Annotated in this window: 18 protein-coding genes; 1 reads left to right on the top strand and 17 read right to left on the bottom strand. The window is 35.8% G+C overall.

From position 1 onward, the window contains the following. Positions 1–117 precede the first annotated feature (117 nt). The gene (locus EDC58_RS01110; RefSeq protein WP_123351658.1) at positions 118–1,353 is read right to left on the bottom strand and encodes a glutamate-5-semialdehyde dehydrogenase; all 1,236 of its coding nucleotides are present in this window, start codon (positions 1,351–1,353) and stop codon (positions 118–120) included. Positions 1,354–1,563: 210 nt separating this feature from the next. Between EDC58_RS01110 and EDC58_RS01105 the strand changes: the two genes are divergently transcribed. After that, a complete protein-coding gene (locus EDC58_RS01105) occupies positions 1,564–2,559 on the top strand; it encodes an NAD(P)-binding domain-containing protein (RefSeq protein ID WP_123351657.1) in 996 nt (331 codons plus the stop codon). A gap of 38 nt (positions 2,560–2,597) precedes the next feature. Here EDC58_RS01105 and EDC58_RS01100 read toward each other — a convergent pair whose 3' ends face one another. The 16 genes from EDC58_RS01100 to EDC58_RS01025 all read right to left on the bottom strand — a co-directional run bounded on the left by EDC58_RS01100 (position 2,598) and on the right by EDC58_RS01025 (position 19,877). Then, positions 2,598–3,455, bottom strand: a complete 858-nt coding sequence (locus EDC58_RS01100; protein WP_123351656.1) for a CoB--CoM heterodisulfide reductase iron-sulfur subunit B family protein — start codon at positions 3,453–3,455, stop codon at positions 2,598–2,600. 2 nt (positions 3,456–3,457) lie between these two features. Further along, entirely contained in the window at positions 3,458–4,429 is a 972-nt protein-coding gene (locus EDC58_RS01095) for a succinate dehydrogenase/fumarate reductase iron-sulfur subunit (RefSeq protein WP_123351655.1), read from the bottom strand. A gap of 10 nt (positions 4,430–4,439) precedes the next feature. After that, entirely contained in the window at positions 4,440–6,146 is a 1,707-nt protein-coding gene (locus EDC58_RS01090) for an FAD-dependent oxidoreductase (RefSeq protein WP_123351654.1), read from the bottom strand. A 2-nt stretch (positions 6,147–6,148) separates the two neighbouring features. Then, positions 6,149–7,570 carry an NAD(P)-dependent oxidoreductase gene (locus EDC58_RS01085; protein WP_123351653.1) on the bottom strand — a complete coding sequence of 474 codons (1,422 nt, stop codon included), beginning with the start codon at positions 7,568–7,570 and terminating at the stop codon, positions 6,149–6,151. A gap of 2 nt (positions 7,571–7,572) precedes the next feature. Further along, on the bottom strand, positions 7,573–7,908 hold the full coding sequence (gene hypA, locus EDC58_RS01080; protein ID WP_123351652.1) for a hydrogenase maturation nickel metallochaperone HypA: 336 nt from the start codon (positions 7,906–7,908) through the stop codon (positions 7,573–7,575). Next, a complete protein-coding gene (locus EDC58_RS01075) occupies positions 7,901–8,419 on the bottom strand; it encodes a 4Fe-4S dicluster domain-containing protein (RefSeq protein WP_123351651.1) in 519 nt (172 codons plus the stop codon). The genes hypA and EDC58_RS01075 overlap by 8 nt, the downstream gene beginning before the upstream one ends. 32 nt (positions 8,420–8,451) lie before the next feature. Then, positions 8,452–9,531: a hydrogenase large subunit gene (locus EDC58_RS01070; RefSeq protein WP_123351650.1), complete on the bottom strand. Its 1,080-nt coding sequence runs from the start codon at positions 9,529–9,531 to the stop codon at positions 8,452–8,454. Further along, the gene (locus EDC58_RS01065; protein WP_123351649.1) at positions 9,521–10,030 is read right to left on the bottom strand and encodes an NADH-quinone oxidoreductase subunit C; all 510 of its coding nucleotides are present in this window, start codon (positions 10,028–10,030) and stop codon (positions 9,521–9,523) included. Before EDC58_RS01065 ends, EDC58_RS01070 begins: the two co-directional genes overlap by 11 nt. Next, entirely contained in the window at positions 10,015–10,530 is a 516-nt protein-coding gene (locus EDC58_RS01060; RefSeq protein WP_123351648.1) for a 4Fe-4S binding protein, read from the bottom strand. Before EDC58_RS01060 ends, EDC58_RS01065 begins: the two co-directional genes overlap by 16 nt. Next, a complete protein-coding gene (locus EDC58_RS01055; RefSeq protein WP_123351647.1) occupies positions 10,527–10,955 on the bottom strand; it encodes an NADH-quinone oxidoreductase subunit B family protein in 429 nt (142 codons plus the stop codon). Before EDC58_RS01055 ends, EDC58_RS01060 begins: the two co-directional genes overlap by 4 nt. Continuing rightward, the gene (locus EDC58_RS01050; protein WP_123351646.1) at positions 10,952–11,911 is read right to left on the bottom strand and encodes a respiratory chain complex I subunit 1 family protein; all 960 of its coding nucleotides are present in this window, start codon (positions 11,909–11,911) and stop codon (positions 10,952–10,954) included. The genes EDC58_RS01055 and EDC58_RS01050 overlap by 4 nt, the downstream gene beginning before the upstream one ends. Next, positions 11,901–15,377, bottom strand: coding sequence for a complex I subunit 5 family protein (locus EDC58_RS01045; RefSeq protein ID WP_123351645.1), 3,477 nt, complete (start codon positions 15,375–15,377; stop codon positions 11,901–11,903). The genes EDC58_RS01050 and EDC58_RS01045 overlap by 11 nt, the downstream gene beginning before the upstream one ends. A 207-nt stretch (positions 15,378–15,584) precedes the next feature. Continuing rightward, positions 15,585–17,465, bottom strand: coding sequence for a molecular chaperone DnaK (gene dnaK, locus EDC58_RS01040; protein ID WP_123351644.1), 1,881 nt, complete (start codon positions 17,463–17,465; stop codon positions 15,585–15,587). A gap of 15 nt (positions 17,466–17,480) precedes the next feature. Continuing rightward, positions 17,481–18,014, bottom strand: a complete 534-nt coding sequence (locus EDC58_RS01035) for a nucleotide exchange factor GrpE (protein WP_123351643.1) — start codon at positions 18,012–18,014, stop codon at positions 17,481–17,483. Further along, positions 18,007–18,765, bottom strand: coding sequence for a hypothetical protein (locus EDC58_RS01030; RefSeq protein WP_123351642.1), 759 nt, complete (start codon positions 18,763–18,765; stop codon positions 18,007–18,009). Before EDC58_RS01030 ends, EDC58_RS01035 begins: the two co-directional genes overlap by 8 nt. A 113-nt stretch (positions 18,766–18,878) precedes the next feature. Beyond that, positions 18,879–19,877 (bottom strand): AI-2E family transporter, encoded by a 999-nt coding sequence (locus EDC58_RS01025; protein WP_123351641.1) that lies wholly within the window; start codon positions 19,875–19,877, stop codon positions 18,879–18,881. Positions 19,878–19,882: the final 5 nt, after the last annotated feature.

Raw genomic sequence — 19,882 nt, 5'->3', positions numbered from 1 at the left:
ATTTCACTATTTCACCTTATCTTTTCCTCTTCTTGCCTTTTCTTTTCCCTCTCTGTACCTCTTCTTTACCAATTTCACAAACTCACAATTTCACCACTTCACTATCTCACCACTACCTTACTCCCTAACCTGTCCGTTTCCTATGATTTTATATTTATACGTAGTTAAGTCATCAATCCCCATAGGACCTCTTGCGTGAAGTTTATTTGTAGAGATACCTACCTCCGCTCCGAATCCGAAAACTCCTCCGTCGGTAAATCTCGTAGATGCGTTAACATAAACGCAAGCACTATCCACTCTATTCAAAAACTCCTCCGCAGCTTTTAGATTATCAGTGACAATAGAATCGCTATGTCCCGAGCCGTATTTTTCAATATGTTCTATCGCATCTTCAAGCCCGTCAACTACTCTTATCGAAAGAATCTTATCAAGATATTCGGTATGCCAATCTTCTTCGGTTGCCGGTTTGATATCGATATATTCAAGAGTTATTTCGCAGCCTCTAAGCTCTACACCCTCTTTTTCCATCATCTCTTTAATAACAGGCAAAAACTCTCCCGCTATTTTTCTATCGACCAAAAGCGTCTCCATCGCATTACAAACACCCGGTCTTTGGACTTTTGCATTTAATGCTATTTTCGCGCCGTCTTTTAAATTAGCGTTTTCATGAATATAAACATGACACAATCCTTTATCATGTTTTACAACCGGTACTTTGCTGTTTTCACTTACGAATTTGATTAACTTCTCTCCACCTCTTGGTATTATCAAATCTACGTATTTATCTTGTTTGATAAGCCATTCCACTCCGCTTCTGCTATAATCCGGAAGAAGTGAGACTATATCTTCTGGAAGCGAATTTTTCTCAAGTACGTATCTTAAAATTTCTATAATAACGCTGTTGGAATGAAAAGCCTCTTTTCCACCTTTTAAAATACATGCGTTACCACTCATAAAACATAGCCCCGCAGCGTCACTTGTTACGTTCGGTCTTGATTCGTAAATGATACCTATCACACCGATAGGAATTTTTACTTTTTGAATTTCAAGCCCGTTATCAAGTTTCCACCCATCGATTATTTTTCCTACCGGGTCTTTTAATTTCGCTATATCTCTTAAAGAGTCGGCCATAGCTTTTATTCTTTTTTCATCAAGCAGCAATCTATCTATTAAAGCGTTTGAGAGATTTGCTTCTTTTGCGTAATCAAGGTCTTTTTTATTGGCTTCAATAATGGATTTAGCGTTTTTTTCAAGCGCATCGGCCATTTCGTTTAATACTTTTCTTTTAATTCCGCTATTAAGAGTCGCTACTACTCTACTTGCCTCTTTTACTTTTTGTAACACTTCTTCCATCGAATTCCTTTTTTAATGTATATTTTATCAAATTATTCAAATAATAACAAAAATCTCGAATTATCAATGAATATTCGTTCATTTTTTAAACCCTTTCTCTCTTTTTAATGAAATTTTGTTACAAATTTACACGCTTAAAAGCCATTTTTCACTCCTAAGGTTTTATTGATTAACTTACTAAGTTATAATTCAAATAAAAAAGGAGCTTTAATGAGCCTGGATAAAGTGTTTGACATTGCAATTATCGGTGCGGGTCCTGGAGGAATCGCAAGCACTATCGAAGCTAAATTAAAAGGAATAGATAAAGTTATCGTTCTTGAAAAAGCTGACAATCACAGCGATATGATTAGAAAATTCTACAAACCGGGAAAAAGAGTTGATAAAGATTGGCAAGGTAAAAAATTCGAATTCGAAGGTAACGTAACTTTCGAAGAGTGCAGCAAAGAAGAATACCTTGAACAAATGGAGAAAAAAATCCAAGACGCAGGTGTAGCGGATAAATTCAAATACAATCACCACGTTTACGGAGTAGAAAAAAACGGTGACGGAATTTTCGAAATCGGTGCGGACCATGAACTTGGAGTAATCCAAGCTAAAAAAGTTATCGTAGCAATCGGAAGAATGGGTAAACCAAATAAACCAGCATATAAATTCCCTCCTAAAATCAGAAAAAGATTAAACTTCAACCTTGATAAAGTACAACCTGGTGAAAAAGTACTTGTTGTAGGTGGTGGTGATACTGCGGGTGAATATGCATACGGACTTGTAGATATGGATATCGGATGTGACGTAACTCTTAACTACAGAAGACCTGAAATTATCAGAATGAACCCTACAAACAAAGAAATCGTTGAAAGATACATCAAAGAAGGAAAAATCCATTCAAGACTCGGTGTAGATATCGAAAACGTAGAAGCTGTAGAAGTTGACGGAGATTACAAAGTAAAAGTAAACTACAAAGACGGAACAAGTGAAATTTTCGATAGAGTAGTTTATGCTCTTGGTGGAACAAGCCCAGTTGATTTCCTTAAAAACTGCGGAATCAATCTAAATGAATGGGGTGAGCCTGAATACAACGAAGAGACAATGGAAACAAACGTTGAAGGTCTTTACACAATCGGTGATGTCGTAACAAGCCAAGGAAGTATCGCTCTTGCATTCAACCACGCATACAGAGCAATCAACGACATCGCTAAAAAACTTTAATTCTTTTTTCTCCCTTTTTCTTTTTCAATACCCCTCAATCAAAGAGGGATAATATGATGGTTTAATCCTAACTTTTCTTTATCTATTCCAAAAGCCAAACCTAACAATTGAGGTAAATGCAATACCGGCATTTTTAAGTTTTTGTTTACTTTTTTAGCCGCCGCTTTTTGTTTTACATCAAGATTCAAATGACACAAAGGACAAGGCGTAACTATCATTTCGGCACCGTTTTCATTTGCATCAAGTAACGCATTTGCCGTTAAGTTTTCACTAAGTTCGGTGTTTTGCAAATCGACATGAAATCCGCAGCACTTGATTTTACTCTCATAATCAACAGGTACCCCTAATAAAACTTTTATCAAACTCTCAATCGCGTCAGGTTTGTACGGATTTTCGTTTAAATTGTCTCCGTCATGAGTTTTTGATGGTCTGATTATATGGCAGCCGTAAAAAGGTGCAACTTTGGAATTAAGCGGTTTTTTTACATGTTTTGAAATCTCTTCAAGACCGATATCTTCCAAAATTGCATATAAAAAGTGCTGAACTTTACTCGTTCCTTTATATTCGTATCCTACTTCTTTTAATTTTTCATTTACTTTTTCTCTAAACTCTTCATCACTATCGAGTTTTCTTTTTGTGTTTTCAAGCATCAGCTGACAAGTATTGCATAACGTCACTAATTTTAAACCTCTTTTTTCCGCTAAACATATATTTCTTGCATTTAATACATAAGCTAAAAATTCGTCAAAATCTTGTAAATGACTCGCCCCACAACAACTCGCTTCTTCCAAAATCTCAATTTCAATCCCCAAAACTTTAGCCACTTCAAGAGTCGATTTCAAAAGCTCGGGTGTCGACTCTTTTGCAGTACATCCCGTATATAAAGCGTATTTCATAATCAATCCTTTAACTCATGAGTTTGAGAAATTTCTATAAGTTTTTGAATTTCATCCAAACCTTTACTTTTCGGCATTTGCCAAGGAAGTTTAATTTTTCCTTTCGCAAACATTGCTATAGCTTCCGGAAGATGTCTTACTACGTTTACGCCTTCACTATATAATACAAGCATTCCCTCATCCAAAATTCCGTGTTTTTTAATCGAATGAACGAATCCTTCGGCGTGTTTAGTAGCTACGTTTTTCTTAGCGACTCCCTCCTCAAAGATTTGATTATGTAAATGTGTAATTTTAGTAAACGGATCGACTCCTTTAGGACACACCTCAATACAACCCTGACATTTAACACAATCCCAAACCCCGATACCAAGCTCGTTTACAAGTTCCAATCTCTCTTTTTTAGCTTCATCTCTTACATCAGCGGTAAATCTATAAGTTTTAGCAAGAGCCTGAGGTCCTAAAAACTCCGTATCACCGCCTCGTATCGTCTCGCACGTATAATAACAGCAACCGCAAGCAATACAATAATCCGCATCTTCCAATAACTCCACGAGTTTAGGAGGAATCAGATTTTCACTTGTCGGATGTTCGTCTATTTCCGCTATCAGATACGGCTTAACTTTTGCGTTTTTATCCCAAAAATCTTTTTTATCGATTACTAAATCTTTTATAACTTTTTCTTTTTTCTTACTTAAAGGTTCCACAATCAAAACATTACCGAACTGCTCCACAGCTTCTTTTATAGGAGTTTTACACGCAAGTACGTTTTTGCCGTTAAGTTTTATCGCACAACTTCCGCAAATACCGTGTCTACAACTTCTCCTATAACTCAAACTGCCGTCTATTTCCCATTTTATTTTATTCAAAGCGTCCAAAATCACACTATCTTCACCCATTTCGAGTTTATATTCGTCATAATGAGGTTTATCGTCAAATTCGGGATTAAATCTATATACTTTAAACGTAACTTCCATAGCTTATCCTTTAATATTTTCTCTCTTGAGGCTCGTATTTGGTGATTTTCACATCGCCGTATTCAATTTCAATATCATCACCTTTTAAATATCCGAAAGTATGTTTTAAATAATTTTTGTCGTCTCTTTTCGGATAATCTTCTCTATAATGAGCTCCTCTTGATTCTTTTCTGTTAATAGCCCCTTCGACGATAAATAGTGCGTAATCGAGCATATGCCCGAGTTCTATAGCTTCTTGTAGGTCGGTATTATACATTTTGCTTTTATCGTCAAGTTTTATATGTTTGAATCTCTCTCTTAACTCTTTAAGTTTATTTTTGGCCTCTATCATAGTCTTTTCTTCTCTAAAAACACCTACTTTAGTCGTCATTGTCTCTTGCAATTCGTTTCTTATTTGTGAGACTCTTTCATCGCCGTTAGAATTCAAAAGTTTTTCTACTTCATCAAGCATCACCACCGCTTCATCCGGCTTAGCTTCTTTAAAACTCAACGAATCAAGGTCTTTTAATATAGAATTTCCTACCCATCTTCCGTAAAACAGAGCTTCAAGCAACGAGTTCGCTCCAAGCCTATTTGCTCCGTGCACACTCACACAAGCACACTCACCGGCAGCATAAAGTCCTTCTGTAAGTTCGTTAGGAGATTTTTTTACGTGTCCGTTAATATCAACAGGAATTCCACCCATCGAATAGTGAGCGGTTGCTGAGATTAAAATTGGCTCTTTTACCATATCACGCCCTAAGAAAGTCAGTGCCAAATCTCTAAGTTCGGGAAGTCTTTCGTTGATTTTCTTTTCTCCTAAGTGCGTCAGATCGAGATATACGGCAAAAGGATCTTCTGTTGCACCTCTTCCTTCAATAATTTCTTTCATAATAGCTCTACTTACAACATCACGCGGCGCAAGTTCCATTTTTTCCGGAGCATATTTTTCCATAAATCTTTCACCGTTTCTATTAAACAGCCTACCGCCTTCTCCTCTTGCCGCTTCACTCATTAAAATACCGCTTCCGGCAAGTCCCGTAGGGTGAAACTGTACGAATTCCATATCTTCAAGAGGAATACCTCTTCTTGCCAATATTGAAAGTCCGTCTCCCGTATTCGCATGAGCGTTTGAGTTGATTTTAAAAGCTCTTGCATATCCTCCCGTCGCGAACATTACGGCTTTTGCATTAAAGATAGCAGGAGTCATATCTCTTAGATTATATGCCACTACTCCATAAGCTTTCTTTCCGTCATATAACACATCAGCCACATACCATTCATCAAGCATCAAAACGTTTTCTCTAACACACTGTTCGTACATAGTTTGAAGTAGGGTTAGTCCCGTTCTGTCTTTTGCAAAACATGCTCTTGGTCTGCTTTGCCCACCAAACGGCCTTTGTGCGATTCGACCGTCTTCTCTTCTACTGAAAACGGCACCCATTCTCTCAATCCATCTAATCGTCTCAGGTGCTTTTTCACACATAAGCTCGACAGCGTCTTGGTCGGCTAAATAATCACTACCTTTGATAGTATCGAAAATATGAAGTTCAACATCGTCGTCATCCGCGAGTGCGGCGTTGATACCGCCTTGAGCGGCTCCGGAGTGGGAACGTAAAGGATGAAGTTTTGTCAAAACCGTTACGGTTTTACCGTTTTTTACGAGCTCTCTTGCGGCTGCAAGCCCAGCAAGCCCCGCTCCTACTATAACAACATCACTTTTATAAACAGCCACCATTTTTAATCCTTTAATCCGAATTGTTCTAATATCGCATAAGCGGCGTCTCTACCGTCTCTTGCGGCGGTAACTACCAAATCGGCGCCTCTTACGGCATCTCCGCCGGCATACACTTTCGGATTAGTGGTCTGTTTTTTATCATTAACAATCGGACACCCCCACTTATCCGTTTCAATACCGGCATGTTCGTACCAAGGAAACTTCACGTTATCAAATCCGAGTGCTAAGATAATTATATCACAAGGAATTTCAAAATCGCTTCCTTCAACCACCTGAACTCTTCTTCTACCGCTACTATCCGGCTCTCCGAGCTCCGTTTTTTGACAAACGATTCCTATAACGTTTTTGTTTTCATCGACTTTTACGGCTTTAGGAGCGGTATAAAACATAAATTTAACACCCTCTTCTTTTGCGTTAATAACCTCTTTTTTACTTCCCGGCATATTAGCTTCGTCTCTTCTATAAACGCAAGTCACTTCCTTAGCACCGCTTCTAATAGCGGTTCTGACTGCATCCATCGCACTATCTCCACCCCCAAGTACCACTACTCTTTTATCTTTTAAAATGCAATCGTCAAAATCTTTAAATACTCTTTTTTGAGCATGTGTGAGTACATCCATTACATGATAAACACCGTTTGCGTCTTCGTTTTCCATTCTCGCACCCCTACCGCTTGGAGCACCCACTCCGATAAATACCGCATCAAACTCGTTTACTAATTTTTCAAATTCTTCTTCAGTTAAGATAGGATGATTCAAATGGAGTTTCAATCCTGCCTCTTTCATCCACTCAAATCTTCTAAATACAACGTCTTTATGGAGTTTGAAATTAGGAATACCATAAGTTAAAAGACCTCCTGGTCTATCCGATTTTTCAAAAATTTCAACGTTTACACCGCCTCTTAAAAGAAAAGTAGCGCAACTCATTCCGGCAGGACCGCTACCGATAATCGCCACTCTTTTTTTTCTTTTTTTATCCTCTCCATAATAAGGTTTCAGTCCTTGTTTAAAACCTTCTTCGCTGATAAATACTTCAATAGCTCCGATTGTAACGCTACCGTGCTCGGTTTTTGCAATAGTACACGCTCCTTGACAAAGATTATCATGAGGACAAATTCTTCCCAAAATTTCAGGAAAAGGAGAAGTTTCATTACTAAGTTCGAAAGCTTTTTGTAAATTACCGTTTCTATATTCCCTAATCCATTGAGGAATATAGTTATTTAAAGGACATCCCGTTCTACAAAAACTAAACTCACTCTCAAGTCCTCTCAAAATATCAATAGGGCACGTAATACATCTTTTCGCCTGTTCAATAGCTTCTTCAGGGGTAAATTCATGATATACCGGTTCGAAATCTTTTACTCTTTCATGAGGTTCTCTTTTTCTTTGGATTTTTCTTGGAATAACTCTATAATGCTTTTTCATTTTTACTCCTTTATCTCAATATAGTCTATATATAATTCTTCGCCGGAAATTATTTTGGTTTTTCCGCTTTGACATTTAGGACATCTAAAATCGAATCCTTCAACCTTGCTAATTTCTCCGCAAGAGTAACATTCAATCTTTATATCCACCTCAACAATCTCCATTTCGGCGTTTTTACAAACAGTGTTTTCTTTAAAAACATCAAAGCTCTCTTTCAAAAAATAGGGCTCGACTCCACTCATTTTCCCTATTTTGACTACAATTTTTTCTACTTCTTTACCGTTACTCGCTTTTTCAACTATTTTCATCATCGATTGAATGATTGATAGTTCATGCATGTTGGTTTAGTCTCTCAAATGCCGCTTTTTGTTTTCTTATTTTATATTCGTCGTAATCTATTAGTTCAAGAGCATCCGTAGGACAAACATTTACACATGCCTGCTCTCCTTCAACGCCTCCGCATAAGTCGCATTTCAAGGCTACAAGTCCCGAAACGTTTTGAGATTCGCTTTTTGCCATAACTATAGCACCGAAAGGACATACGATAGCACAGCTTCTACACCCGATACAATCTTCTTCGTATATTTTTACGTAATTGTTTTCGTATTTAATAATATCGATCGGACATGCTTTAACGCACGGAGCATCCTCACACTGCATACATTGCATAGGTGCTGTTAAATTCGCAACTTTCAATACTGTATTTCTATGTATAAGCTCCATACCTTTAAGTCCCATTTCATAAGCTTGTTCCAAATCCACTCCCATATGACTCGCCGCACACGCAAGTTCGCAATTGAGACATCCTATACATTTAGTAGCATCCGCAAATATAAACTTATTAGCCATTTACTCTCCTTTTTTTATTTAAATTGAAATATTTAGCGTTCCGTACATGAAATACAAGGATCGATACTGTTAAAAATAACCGCAACATCACTTAGTTTATTACCCGGAATCATCACTCTTAACGCTTCCCAATTCATATAAGTAGGGACTCTCCAGCGCATTCTTTGAGGTCTTTGTGTTCCGTTTGTTTTTAGATAATAAATAAGCTCTCCTCTTGGAGCTTCGGTTCTTGTAACAGCTTCCCCTGCGGGAATATGAGGTCTTTTTTGCGTAACAACCGGACCTTCCGGAAGATTGTTTAGCGCTTTTCTTATAAGCCTGATAGATTCTTTTACCTCCCTCCATCTTACTTTCATACGAGAATAAACATCTCCGTTCTCTTCTAACATCACGGTAGGTTTTAGTTCGTCATACGCAGCATAAGGAGCTTTAACTCTTACGTCGTTATTAACTCCGCTACCTCTGGCAGTCGGACCCGTCACTCCGAGTCTGAGCGCGTCTTCTTTTGGTAAAACACCGACATTAACGGTTCTTGCTTTTACCAATTTATTATTAAAATAGATATCTATCAATTCATCCGTTTGTTTTTCAAGCTCATCTAATTTATTCAAAATAAACTCGATTTGCCCTTCGTCCAAATCATATTTAACACCGCTTAAAGTATTGGCGCTCATATCCATTCTATTTCCCCAAATAGACTCTTTAACGTCTTGCATAATTTCTCTTGCTTCCATAGTTTGGGTCATTAAAGAATGAAAACCTATTAGGTGCGCAAGCATCGATAAATTGAACATATGAGAAGCTACACGTTTTACTTCATCCGCTACAACTCTTAAATAATTAGCTCTTCTACTCACTTCGATTCCCGCTATCTTCTCAACAGCCATTACGTAAGTAAAAGGGTGATTGTTCGAACATAAAGCACATACTCTTTCAGTTAAAATCAAGTTTTGAAAAAAGTTTTTTTGCATCACAAGATATTCTATACCTCTATGAACAAAACCGTTTATCATATCTACATTTACTACCGTTTCCCCTTTTAAATCTATTTTAAAATATATAGGTTCTTCAAGTCCTATATGAAACGGTCCTATAGGTATTTTAGTACTCATCGTTATGCCTTTGTGCTTCTACTCTCTCCCACATACAACACGTAGCCGCTCCGTTCATCGCTTGTGAGAGAGGCATATATTCTTTTAATATTCCTTCAGCAATGCTTTCATCCAAAAATAATCTTTTAGGATTAGGATGACCTATTAATTCGATACCGTACATCTCTTTGAATTCTCTCTCGGCCCAATTTGCGGATTGTAAAATAGGAGTTATGGATTCTACTTTGTTATCAGGCAGTTTTATTTCTACGTTTACAAGCATTCCGTCTATGTCGAAATGATAAACGAGTACAGGAACTTCATCGTTCGTATATGCACTAATAATTACGCATCTTCCCCCGAAATCTTTTATTATCTGTGCCATATGCACTATATCTTTTTTATCAATTTTCAGCCAAAGCTGAATATTGCCTTTTTCGTCTTTTTCTTCTTTTAAATCAAACTTTTCTATTCGTTCTTTTATTTCGCTTTTTACTTTTCTTTTTAATGTCTCAACCATAAATGCAACCTTTCAAAAGCTATTTTTTTTCTACATTCCGGACAATAAAGTTTTAATTCGTCCAAATCTATATCAATACCGTTATAAGCTCTTTTTAAAAGCGCCTCACTCGGAGGTACGAATTTTGTTTTGCAGTTCTTGCACTCCGTCTCTTTTATTACGGCAACTGTGACGAAAGAATATTTTTCATCTTGAAAATGTGCCGTGTGAAAATCGGTGGTGAGTTTTATCGCACCCGTAGGACAAAAAAATTCACAGTTACCGCAAAAACAACAAGTGTTATACCAGGTCGTATGTACGTAAGCTCCTTCATTTTTAGTAATTTTTATCGCACCTGAGGGACAGACTTCCTCGCACGTTCTACATGCCGTACATTCCGAAGCGTCAACTTTTAATTTACCTCTTAACTTCTGAGGAATAAAAGTATCTCCGAAAGGATACGGATCGGTTGTAGGACCTTTTAAAAGGTTTCTTATTGCAATTTTTAAAAATCCGCTCATTTGAAATCCCTTATTTTTCTTTTCCAAATTTCAAGTGCTTTTGCCACTCCGTCGATAATCGCTTGAGGTCTTGGAGGACACCCCGGAACGTTTACATCCACTTCAACATATTTATCAAGAGGGCCTTCAATAGAATAAGAATCTCTAAAAATACCGCAACTTGTCGGACAAGTTCCTATAGCAACGACAACAAACGGTCTTGGCAGTTCATCCAATACCTCAATCAAATAAGGTTTACTTCTGGCGGTTATCGGTCCCGTCACAAGCAAAATGTCGGCATGTTTAGGACTCCCCGTATATCTGCATCCGAGTCTTTCGACATCGTATCTCGGTATCATGGCCGTAGTAGCAAGCTCTACGTCACATCCATTACAACTACCTGTATTTATCCTGAATAAAAACGGACTTCTGGTAATAATACTCATATTAATCCTTTTATTGACAAAATAACCAAAACAAGAGTTATTAAGCTCAATGTCGTAGGTACGATAATCAAAAATTTAAACGCTTGATCTATTCTAAAACTTGCGAAAATCGCATGAAGCAATGAAAAAAACATTACGAAAATAACCGTTTTAGCGATAAAAAAGAGTAAGTTGACAACAACATCGCCTCCTATAACGCACGGACAAAAGAAAATTTGAAAAACGATACTTAAAAGTACGATTTTTAAAGCATCGGTCATTTCATATATCGCAAGAGGAATCGAACTGTGTTCAATCAAAAACCCGTCCATTACGTCCGCGTCGTTATGATGAGCAACTTGAAAAGGAGGAAACTCCATAGTTGCCAATACGAAAATTACAAAAGCCACTATCGCAGGCCAAAACTTCCAATCCAAAATTAAAGGAGAGTTGTTTAATTGATAATTCATAATATCTTTTAACGATAAAACGGCACTCCCTTTTCCTACATAAAGAGCTATACTAAAAGCTATAATTACAAACACCACCTCATATACAAGCATTAATTTCAACTCTCTATTTACGGCAATAGCGGCATAAGGTGAACTCGAAGCGCTTCCTCCTAAAATATGAGAAATCGCCGGTAAAGCCATAACGTAAATTAGAATAATCAAATCCGAATTATTCCCCGCTCCTTCATATACACCGGGCAAAGGTATGAAATAAAGCATTGCAATCAACGCGGCAAAGCCTAATACCGGAGCATACATAAACACAATCTCTTTGGAATCTTTAGGTACTAAAATTTCTTTGTTAAACAGCTTAATAACATCAATAAAATTTTGATAAATAGGAGGCCCCACTCTTCCTTGTAATCTCGCTACCACTATTCTCTCAAGCGATAACATAAAAATTCCGAGCACAAGTGCGAATAAACCGCCCGGAAAAATTAAAAAATGAATGATTTCAGCGCTCAACGTATCCTCCTTTTAATCCGAACACTTTTTTAGTGTAATAGATTATTTTTAAAATAAGCTCGGTAACGCTTTCATAAAAACTATCCGCTTTAATATGAAGATCTTTTTTACTTAAATCTCTAACTCCCGAAAGGAATATATGAGTTGTTCTCACTCTTTTTTTGAAAAGATACATACTTACCGCAACAACTAATCCCAAAATGATAAACACTGCAAGCGAAAACGTATTTAATACGTCATTTCCAAGAGTAATTGAGCTTGGAGTAATCAAAATCTCTTTTAATCCGAATTGAGTCAATATGAAGTTTATAGGTTTTAGCATTACATACGGGAATATTCCTAATAAAATATTTAAAAACGCAAGCAATACCATAGGCACCGCCATATAAAAATCAACTTTTTCTATTCTTTTTTCATCACTCTTACCAAGATACGCACTATGCATAAATTTAACGAAAACAAGCAAGACCATAATACTTCCAAGAAGGGTAAGTATTGCTAAAAAAACATAACCTTTCGCCATTAAAGCATGATAAATTATCCATTTTGAAACAAACCCGCTAAACATAGGAACACCCGCGGTTGAAAATACGGCGACCATAAATACTCCGAAAGTAATAGGCATTTTTTTAGCAATTCCTCCGAGTTCGTTTAAATTATCAATACCCGTTTTATAAAAAATAGCCCCAGCACTCAAGAAAAGCAAATCTTTAAAAAACATATGATTAACAAGATGTAAAAGACCTCCCGCAAGCCCTTCGTTAGTTAAAAGAGAAACACCGGCCACTATATAACCTATCTCGGCAACGGTTAAAAATATTAGTAATCTTTTCATAGAGTTGGTAAGCAATCCGAAAGCAGCACCCATTATAATCGTTACGACACCGATAATAGCAGCAATATGCGCTATATCGTTAATTGTTAAAATATTTATCAATAGACCGGTTGCAATCAGCATATAAAAAACTTTGACAAGCATAAAAGGTCCTGTTTTTAACATAACCGAAGATATATAACCGCTAATAGGAGTAGGCGCAGGTTTCGGGTGCATTTGATAATCGATCCTAATAGGCAATTGAGCCGCTTTCATTAAAAATCCGATAGTTAAAAGAATTACCGCAAACGTTAATGTTGCATTTAAAGTTAGATTTTTTAATAAGCTAAGCTCGATACCGTAATTTAAAAGAATGCTAAAACCTATCATTAATATACCGGCACCCGCGTAATTGTAAATCAAATATTTACTCGCTTCTCTTATTGAGTAGTCATCTTCTTCATGTACAAGGGCTAAATACAATGCCCATCCGCCCATAATTTCCCAGAAGAAGAACATATTATAAATATCTTTAGAAAGTACGACTCCTAAAATTCCTACGATCATAATAATAAAATTAGCGAAAAATCTATACGGTTTGTGGGAATGATCCATATATCTTGCAGCATAGATAAAATTCAAGATAGCCATAAACACAACGAGAATCGCAAAAAAGATTCCGAATGAAAATTTATGAAAAGAAAGTTCTATTAATGCTAAGAATGAAAATAAAGCTGACAAAATTCCGGCATGAACGCTTTTTTTAGCGAAGAAAAAGACAACAAAAGCTCCAAGTATCATTATCGATACACTAAACGGAATATGCAAAACAAAAGGAATTAACTGCACTTTTTGATGAAAAGTATAAAAAATAGAACTGTTAATAAAGCTCATTACTTCGTTTGGAAAAATACCGAGAATAAAAGATATAATAGCTAAAAAGTAAGTTACGAAAACTTTTATACCTTTTACTTCTTCGAAATCTCTGTGAGGATTAAATAAAAAGATATATTTAAAGACTCTAAGCATACCGATAAATCCGATTATCGCACCTATAACCAGCCCGAATGCCACGACATAATTATGAGCATTCATTGAAGAATAAACCATTAAAAACTTCGAATTGAAATTTCCAAAAGGAGGAAAAGCACTAATCGCAAAAATCCCCACTCCCAACGGAAACGCCAAAAACGGCATTTTTTTACCTATACCTTTTAAATCTTCAAGATTTCTACTTCCTGCACTTAATATCAAAATTCCCGCACTTAAGAATAATAAATCTTTTACGACTGCATGATTGATTATATGATATAATGCAGCACTTAAGGCACTTAAACTCATCAATCCCAAAACGGTAATAATTTCACCTATTTGACCTATTGTCGAATAAGCCAATAATCTTTTCAAATCTGTTTCGTATAAAGTTTTGATTTCACCATATAAAAGAGTGATTAGCCCTAAAAATATAACTAAATATGAAAAAATTTCATTGTTAAATTTAAAAAGATAAATAGTTAAAATAATCCCGAAAATTCCGGCTTTAGTTAAAATACCGGACAAAGGTGCCGAAATACTGCTCGGAGCTTCGGGATGGGCTATTGGTAACCATTTATGCAACGGTACAATACCTGCTTTCACTCCGAATCCCAATAACAACAAAACGGCTAAAGTGATATTTATAGTTTTGATTTCGCTAAAACTCTCAATTCCGTGAGTATAAAAATATGAAAAAGTCAGTTGCAATAAATAAGCCCCGGCAATACACATTAAAAAGTATATTTTAGCGGCTCCTATTGATTTATCGCTTCTTGAATGCATAATAAGAAGATATGAAGAAATAGTCATAAGCTCCCAAAATAGATAAAAACTCTCAAAAGTATCGCTAAAAGCAACTTCTATCAAACTTATCGTCAATACCGCCAATGCAAAATAGTAAAAAATTTTATTTCTTTTGATGTAATCTAAAGAATATAAAAAGACCATTAGCATAATAAAACCGAATAATCCTCCAAAAAGAAGTCTTATACCACCCGTATCAAAAGAGAAAGAAATATGAAATGTTTTTATATCGCTAAAGCTTTGAGGCAAAATTAGATACAACTGAGGATAAACGAAAACCAAAATCGAAGCGAAAGTAAATAGAAAAATCAAAAGTTTGTTTTTTACAAAAGAGATACTCTCTCCGTTTTTGATAACCAAATTTTCAAATACCGTAATTAAATAAATGGCTTGAATGAGGTTTATAACAACCACCAAATAACCGAAGTCAAAAAGATTGTTCGCACTAAACGTATTTAAAATAAGCTGCTTGGAAGTAATCAAAGAAACACCCAAGCTTCCGAAAATAGCGAGTCCGAACACAACTCCCCAAACATTAAAAGCCACACCTTTTAAATCTTCTAACAACTCGCTTTTTTTAAATGAAATAAATTCAAACAATAAAAGCAACGCCAACATTCTAAAAACGAATTGATACTCGATATGTAACAAAGCGGAACTTAAACCGTAACTACCCAAAAACGCTAAACTTAAATAAAAAATCTCAGCAGTACTTGCGATAATAAACGATTTTTTAACTTGCTTGACGTTTATTAGGGCAAATACTTTGAGGAATAAAATAATTAACAATGATAATAATACAATTCCCTCCACTCTACATCCTTCGTTAAATGATTACTCATTCATATTATAGAGCAAGGATTTTATAATTATGAAGCAAAAATGAAGATTTTTTTTGAAGTTTTTACAAATGTTTATTTTCTACACACAAAAAGATAAAAGGAGTTTTAAGGTATTTTTATACTTAGCGTCTGTCACTATATTTAAGATAATAAAAAAGGAATCAAAAAAGGCGGAAGATTATTCTACTTCCGCGTCGATTACGTCGTCGTCTCCGCCTTTATTTTGTCCTTGGTTTTGTTGTTGTCCGCCTTGTGCTCCACCTTGAGCCGCCATATTTTGAGCCGCTTTTTGAAGCTCTGATTCAAGTTCAGATTTAACTTGTTCGATTTTAGCTTTATCTTCACTTTGTTGCTCAATTAGTTCTTTAGCTTCTTTAATTTTAGCTTCAAGAGCACTTACGTCTCCAAGTTTGTCTTTGTTGTCTTTGATGAATTTTTCAGCTTGATACGCTACCGCGTCAAGTTCGTTTCTTGCTTTGATAGCTTCGATTCTCGCTTTTTCTCTTCTGTTTGCTTCTTCAGCTTCTCTAATCATTTTTTCGATTTCTTCTTCACTTAGAGTCGAGCTTCCTGTAATTGTAATTTTTTGCTCTTTTCCTGTATCTTTATCTCTTGCAGTTACGTTTAAGATACCGTTTGCGTCGATATCGAATGTAACTTCGATTTGTGGTACTCCTCTTGGTGCCGGTCTGATACCTTCAAGGTTGAATTGTCCTAAAGATTTGTTATCTTTTGCAAGTTCGGCTTCACCTTGCAATACGTGAATTGTAACCGCTGTTTGGTTATCTTCAGCAGTACTGAATACTTGTGATTTTTTCACAGGTATTGTCGTACCTTTTTCGATAATTTTTGTCATAACTCCACCAAGAGTTTCAATCCCGAGGCTTAATGGTGTAACGTCAAGCAATAATACGTCTTTTACGTCACCTTTAAGAACTCCCGCTTGAATTGCCGCACCAAGTGCAACCACTTCGTCAGGGTTTACAGATTTGTTAAGTTTTTTACCGTTAAAGTAATCACTTACCAATTGTTGTACTTTTGGAATTCTTGTCGAACCACCAACCATTACGATTTCATCGATTTCGTCTTTGCTAAGTCCTGCGTCTTTAAGCGCAGTATCGATGTGTGTCAATGTTTCTTGTAATAAATCATCGATCATCGCTTCGAATTTCGCTCTTGTTAGTTTTTTAACAAGGTGTTTTGGTCCGCTTGCGTCCGCTGTAATGAACGGCAAGTTAATTTCTGTCTCTTCTTTTGTTGATAACTCTTTTTTAGCTGTTTCAGCTGCGTCTTTTAATCTTTGAAGAGCCATTTTATCGTTGCTCAAATCGATTCCCGTTTCAGCTTTGAATTCGTCAATTAACCATTGAACGATTCTGTTGTCAAAGTCGTCCCCACCAAGGAATGCGTTACCGTCAGTTGCTAGTACTTGGAAAGTACCGTCACCAATTTCAAGAACAGTTACGTCGAAAGTACCACCACCAAGGTCGTAAACAAGTACTTTTTCTTCACCTTTTTTATCAAGTCCGTATGCAAGCGCAGCTGCTGTCGGCTCGTTGATAATTCTTAGTACGTTAAGTCCTGCGATTTTACCTGCTTCTTGAGTCGCTTTTCTTTGTGCGTCGTTGAAATATGCAGGTACAGTAATAACAGCTTCAGTTACTTCTTCACCGAAGAACTCTTCAGCGTCTTGTTTTAATTTTTGTAAAATTTTCGCACTGATTTCTTGAGGTGTATATACTTTTCCGTCAACCTCAACAGCACACGCTCCGTTTCTATCAACGATTTTGTATTGAACGTGTTTTTTAGCTTCTTGAGCTTTCGGCTCATTACACATCATACCCATAATTCTTTTTACAGAATAGATTGTTCTTTCAGGGTTAGTGATTGCTTGTCTTTTAGCAGGTTCACCTACTAAAACACCTTTATCAGTAAACGCCACTACTGATGGAGTAGTGTTTTTACCTTCTTTATTAGGAATTATTTTTGCGTCTTTTCCGTCATAATATGCCATTGCTGAGTTAGTTGTACCTAAGTCAATTCCTATTACTCTTCCCATTTTTCCCTCCTTAAATTATTTTTTATTGATTGTGACCATTGAAGGTCTTATTAATTTGCCTTTTAGAGTGTATCCTTTTTGATACACATCCACTATATCACCCTCTTCATGCTCATCACTTTGAACATGTTGGATAGCTTGGTGATATTCAGGATTGAACTCTTCGTGTTCAACCGGCTCGATTCCGTGATTTTTAAAGGTATCGAGCATTTTTTTGAGAGTGAGTTCCACTCCCTCAACAAGCTTATCAAAAGCTTCTTCTTTATTTTCAAGTTCGTTAGCATGAGCTATAGCCAACTCCAAACTATCTACGACCGGCAATAGGTCTTTTGCAAATTTTTCATATGCATAATCGACCATAGCATCGGTCTCTTTTTTGAGAATTTTTTTATCATTCTCACATTTAGCATAAGCCCTCAAACACTCTTCAAGTTTCTTTTGAAGCTCTTCGTTTTGTTTTTGAAGCGCTTCGATATCGATTTCTTGATTTTCTTGTTTTACTTCTTCATGTTCTTGGGGCTTTTTTTTATGCTCGTGTTTTTTAGCCATTCTCCCCTCCTTTGATAGATGAAATCAAATCCAAAAAATTACTATAAACATCCGCCACAAACACCGCTTCGATAGTTTTATCGAAGCTGCTTGAGCGAAGTTTATAAATTAAAGCGCCTTTTTCATAATTAATTATATCACTTAAATCGTTTGATTCAAGTTTTTTGAAAAAGCTTTTTTCAGGTTCGCTATAAACATTATATAATATTTTTTGATTAATTGTTATGTATTCATAAAGATTATCAAGTTTTTTTATATTTTCGATTTTGTATTTTTTAAAAATATCTCGAATGTCGTTGAGATATAAACCTCTTAAAGAGTAAAGAAAATTGAATAAATTTTCGTCATATCTCAAAACGACTTCATCTTTTTCAAATTCCATAATTATAAATTTATTATGAAAATTATAAACTTCATTTAACATTTGATTGTCAAACATCTTAATGTATGCGAAAATATCAAGCTCTTCACATTTATTTTTGATATTGTCAATATCAAATTCATCAATTCTACCCGGCAATACCTCTTGCCAGAACTCGACCATAGCTTTAACACTCGGCTTAGAGCCGCTGCTGATATGCTCTTTTTGTGCCAAGCCGTTTTTTTCAAGAGTTTGCAAATAACTCCTGATTGTCGATGCCGAATACGGCAAATCGGCCTCATTTTTTAGAGTGGTTGAGCTTATTGGTTTGTTTAATTTTAAGTATGTATAAATCAAAGCATTTAAAACTGACTCAACCTTTTCTCTCATTTTGGCACTCTTTATTTGATATTGACAATGAAATTATACAACTTTAAAAATACAATGTCAAGTATTTTCAATAAAAAATTTAAAAAAGTTTAGTTGTTTTAACTAAACTTTATTTATATCTTTTCATAATATTTTAAAACGGAGATAAAAAGTGCGGTAATTGCGGGACCGATAATGATTCCCCATAACCCGAAAGATGAAAGTCCGGCAACTATTGCGAAGAAAATAAGAAGAGAATTAAACTCGATATCGTTTCCGAAAAACTTCTTAACCCAAGCGATAATAAGCGGCTTAATAAACGTATCGGCTATAATCGAAATTATGACGATAGAATAGACGATAATAACAATTGCCGCTTGAATATTGCCGTTTGCATAAAAATAAAGACTAACAGGAGCCCACATAATAAGTCCGCCGACTACCGGAATTAAAGAAGCAAAAGCGTACATTACGGCAAAAAAGAAGAAGTTAAGTCCGTACAAACTGACGATAAAGCCAAAAAGCGCCCCCTCAAGTAGTGCCGTAAATACGGTAGAATAAAAAACGACACTCATCACCTCACTTGTAGTGAAATACAACTTTTCAAGTTTATCATCTTCCAAAGGAATAACTTTTTTAACATATAACAATATATCTTTGCCGTAAAGAATCGCAAAAAAGAAAAATACCACTATCAAAAACGCATCTTTTATAAAAACGGCACTTTTAGCGGTCAAAGTTCCCACTATAGGCATAATAGATTGATAAATTTTTTGGATATTGTCGTCTGTTAGCCAATTTTTTATATATCCGGCTATTTCGTTTGGCAAATATGTCAAAAGATTTTGAGCTTTTAAAATAACTATTTTAATATCTTCGATATTAATATGAGTAATAAATTTACCCGCTACGATTATGAAATATAAAAGAGGTCCGAAAATCAAAAGAGCAAAAACAAGAGTGATAAAAGAAGCTAAAAGATATCTGTTTTTGATTTTTTCGGACAATTTTATCTCTATTTTACTAAATGCAATCGCCATAAGTGATGCGATAGCTATATCCAAAAGATACGGCCTATATGTCAAATATACGAAATATCCGATAATAAGCGTCAAAAATGTAAAAAAGTTCATTAATT

This window comes from Caminibacter pacificus (genome assembly GCF_003752135.1).
Lineage (GTDB): Bacteria > Campylobacterota > Campylobacteria > Campylobacterales > Nautiliaceae > Caminibacter > Caminibacter pacificus.
The sequence above is the reverse complement of the archived record's forward strand: the minus strand, read 5'-3'. Positions and strand labels throughout refer to the sequence as shown.

What these genes read in the sequence shown, in the direction of transcription:
- EDC58_RS01110 (WP_123351658.1), bottom strand. Translation starts at nt 1,353, where the DNA reads ATGGAAGAAGTGTTACAAAAAGTAAAAGAGGCAAGTAGAGTAGTAGCG.
- EDC58_RS01105 (WP_123351657.1), top strand. Translation starts at nt 1,564, where the DNA reads ATGAGCCTGGATAAAGTGTTTGACATTGCAATTATCGGTGCGGGTCCT.
- EDC58_RS01100 (WP_123351656.1), bottom strand. Translation starts at nt 3,455, where the DNA reads ATGAAATACGCTTTATATACGGGATGTACTGCAAAAGAGTCGACACCC.
- EDC58_RS01095 (WP_123351655.1), bottom strand. Translation starts at nt 4,429, where the DNA reads ATGGAAGTTACGTTTAAAGTATATAGATTTAATCCCGAATTTGACGAT.
- EDC58_RS01090 (WP_123351654.1), bottom strand. Translation starts at nt 6,146, where the DNA reads ATGGTGGCTGTTTATAAAAGTGATGTTGTTATAGTAGGAGCGGGGCTT.
- EDC58_RS01085 (WP_123351653.1), bottom strand. Translation starts at nt 7,570, where the DNA reads ATGAAAAAGCATTATAGAGTTATTCCAAGAAAAATCCAAAGAAAAAGA.
- hypA (WP_123351652.1), bottom strand. Translation starts at nt 7,908, where the DNA reads ATGCATGAACTATCAATCATTCAATCGATGATGAAAATAGTTGAAAAA.
- EDC58_RS01075 (WP_123351651.1), bottom strand. Translation starts at nt 8,419, where the DNA reads ATGGCTAATAAGTTTATATTTGCGGATGCTACTAAATGTATAGGATGT.
- EDC58_RS01070 (WP_123351650.1), bottom strand. Translation starts at nt 9,531, where the DNA reads ATGAGTACTAAAATACCTATAGGACCGTTTCATATAGGACTTGAAGAA.
- EDC58_RS01065 (WP_123351649.1), bottom strand. Translation starts at nt 10,030, where the DNA reads ATGGTTGAGACATTAAAAAGAAAAGTAAAAAGCGAAATAAAAGAACGA.
- EDC58_RS01060 (WP_123351648.1), bottom strand. Translation starts at nt 10,530, where the DNA reads ATGAGCGGATTTTTAAAAATTGCAATAAGAAACCTTTTAAAAGGTCCT.
- EDC58_RS01055 (WP_123351647.1), bottom strand. Translation starts at nt 10,955, where the DNA reads ATGAGTATTATTACCAGAAGTCCGTTTTTATTCAGGATAAATACAGGT.
- dnaK (WP_123351644.1), bottom strand. Translation starts at nt 17,465, where the DNA reads ATGGGAAGAGTAATAGGAATTGACTTAGGTACAACTAACTCAGCAATG.
- EDC58_RS01035 (WP_123351643.1), bottom strand. Translation starts at nt 18,014, where the DNA reads ATGGCTAAAAAACACGAGCATAAAAAAAAGCCCCAAGAACATGAAGAA.
- EDC58_RS01030 (WP_123351642.1), bottom strand. Translation starts at nt 18,765, where the DNA reads ATGAGAGAAAAGGTTGAGTCAGTTTTAAATGCTTTGATTTATACATAC.
- EDC58_RS01025 (WP_123351641.1), bottom strand. Translation starts at nt 19,877, where the DNA reads ATGAACTTTTTTACATTTTTGACGCTTATTATCGGATATTTCGTATAT.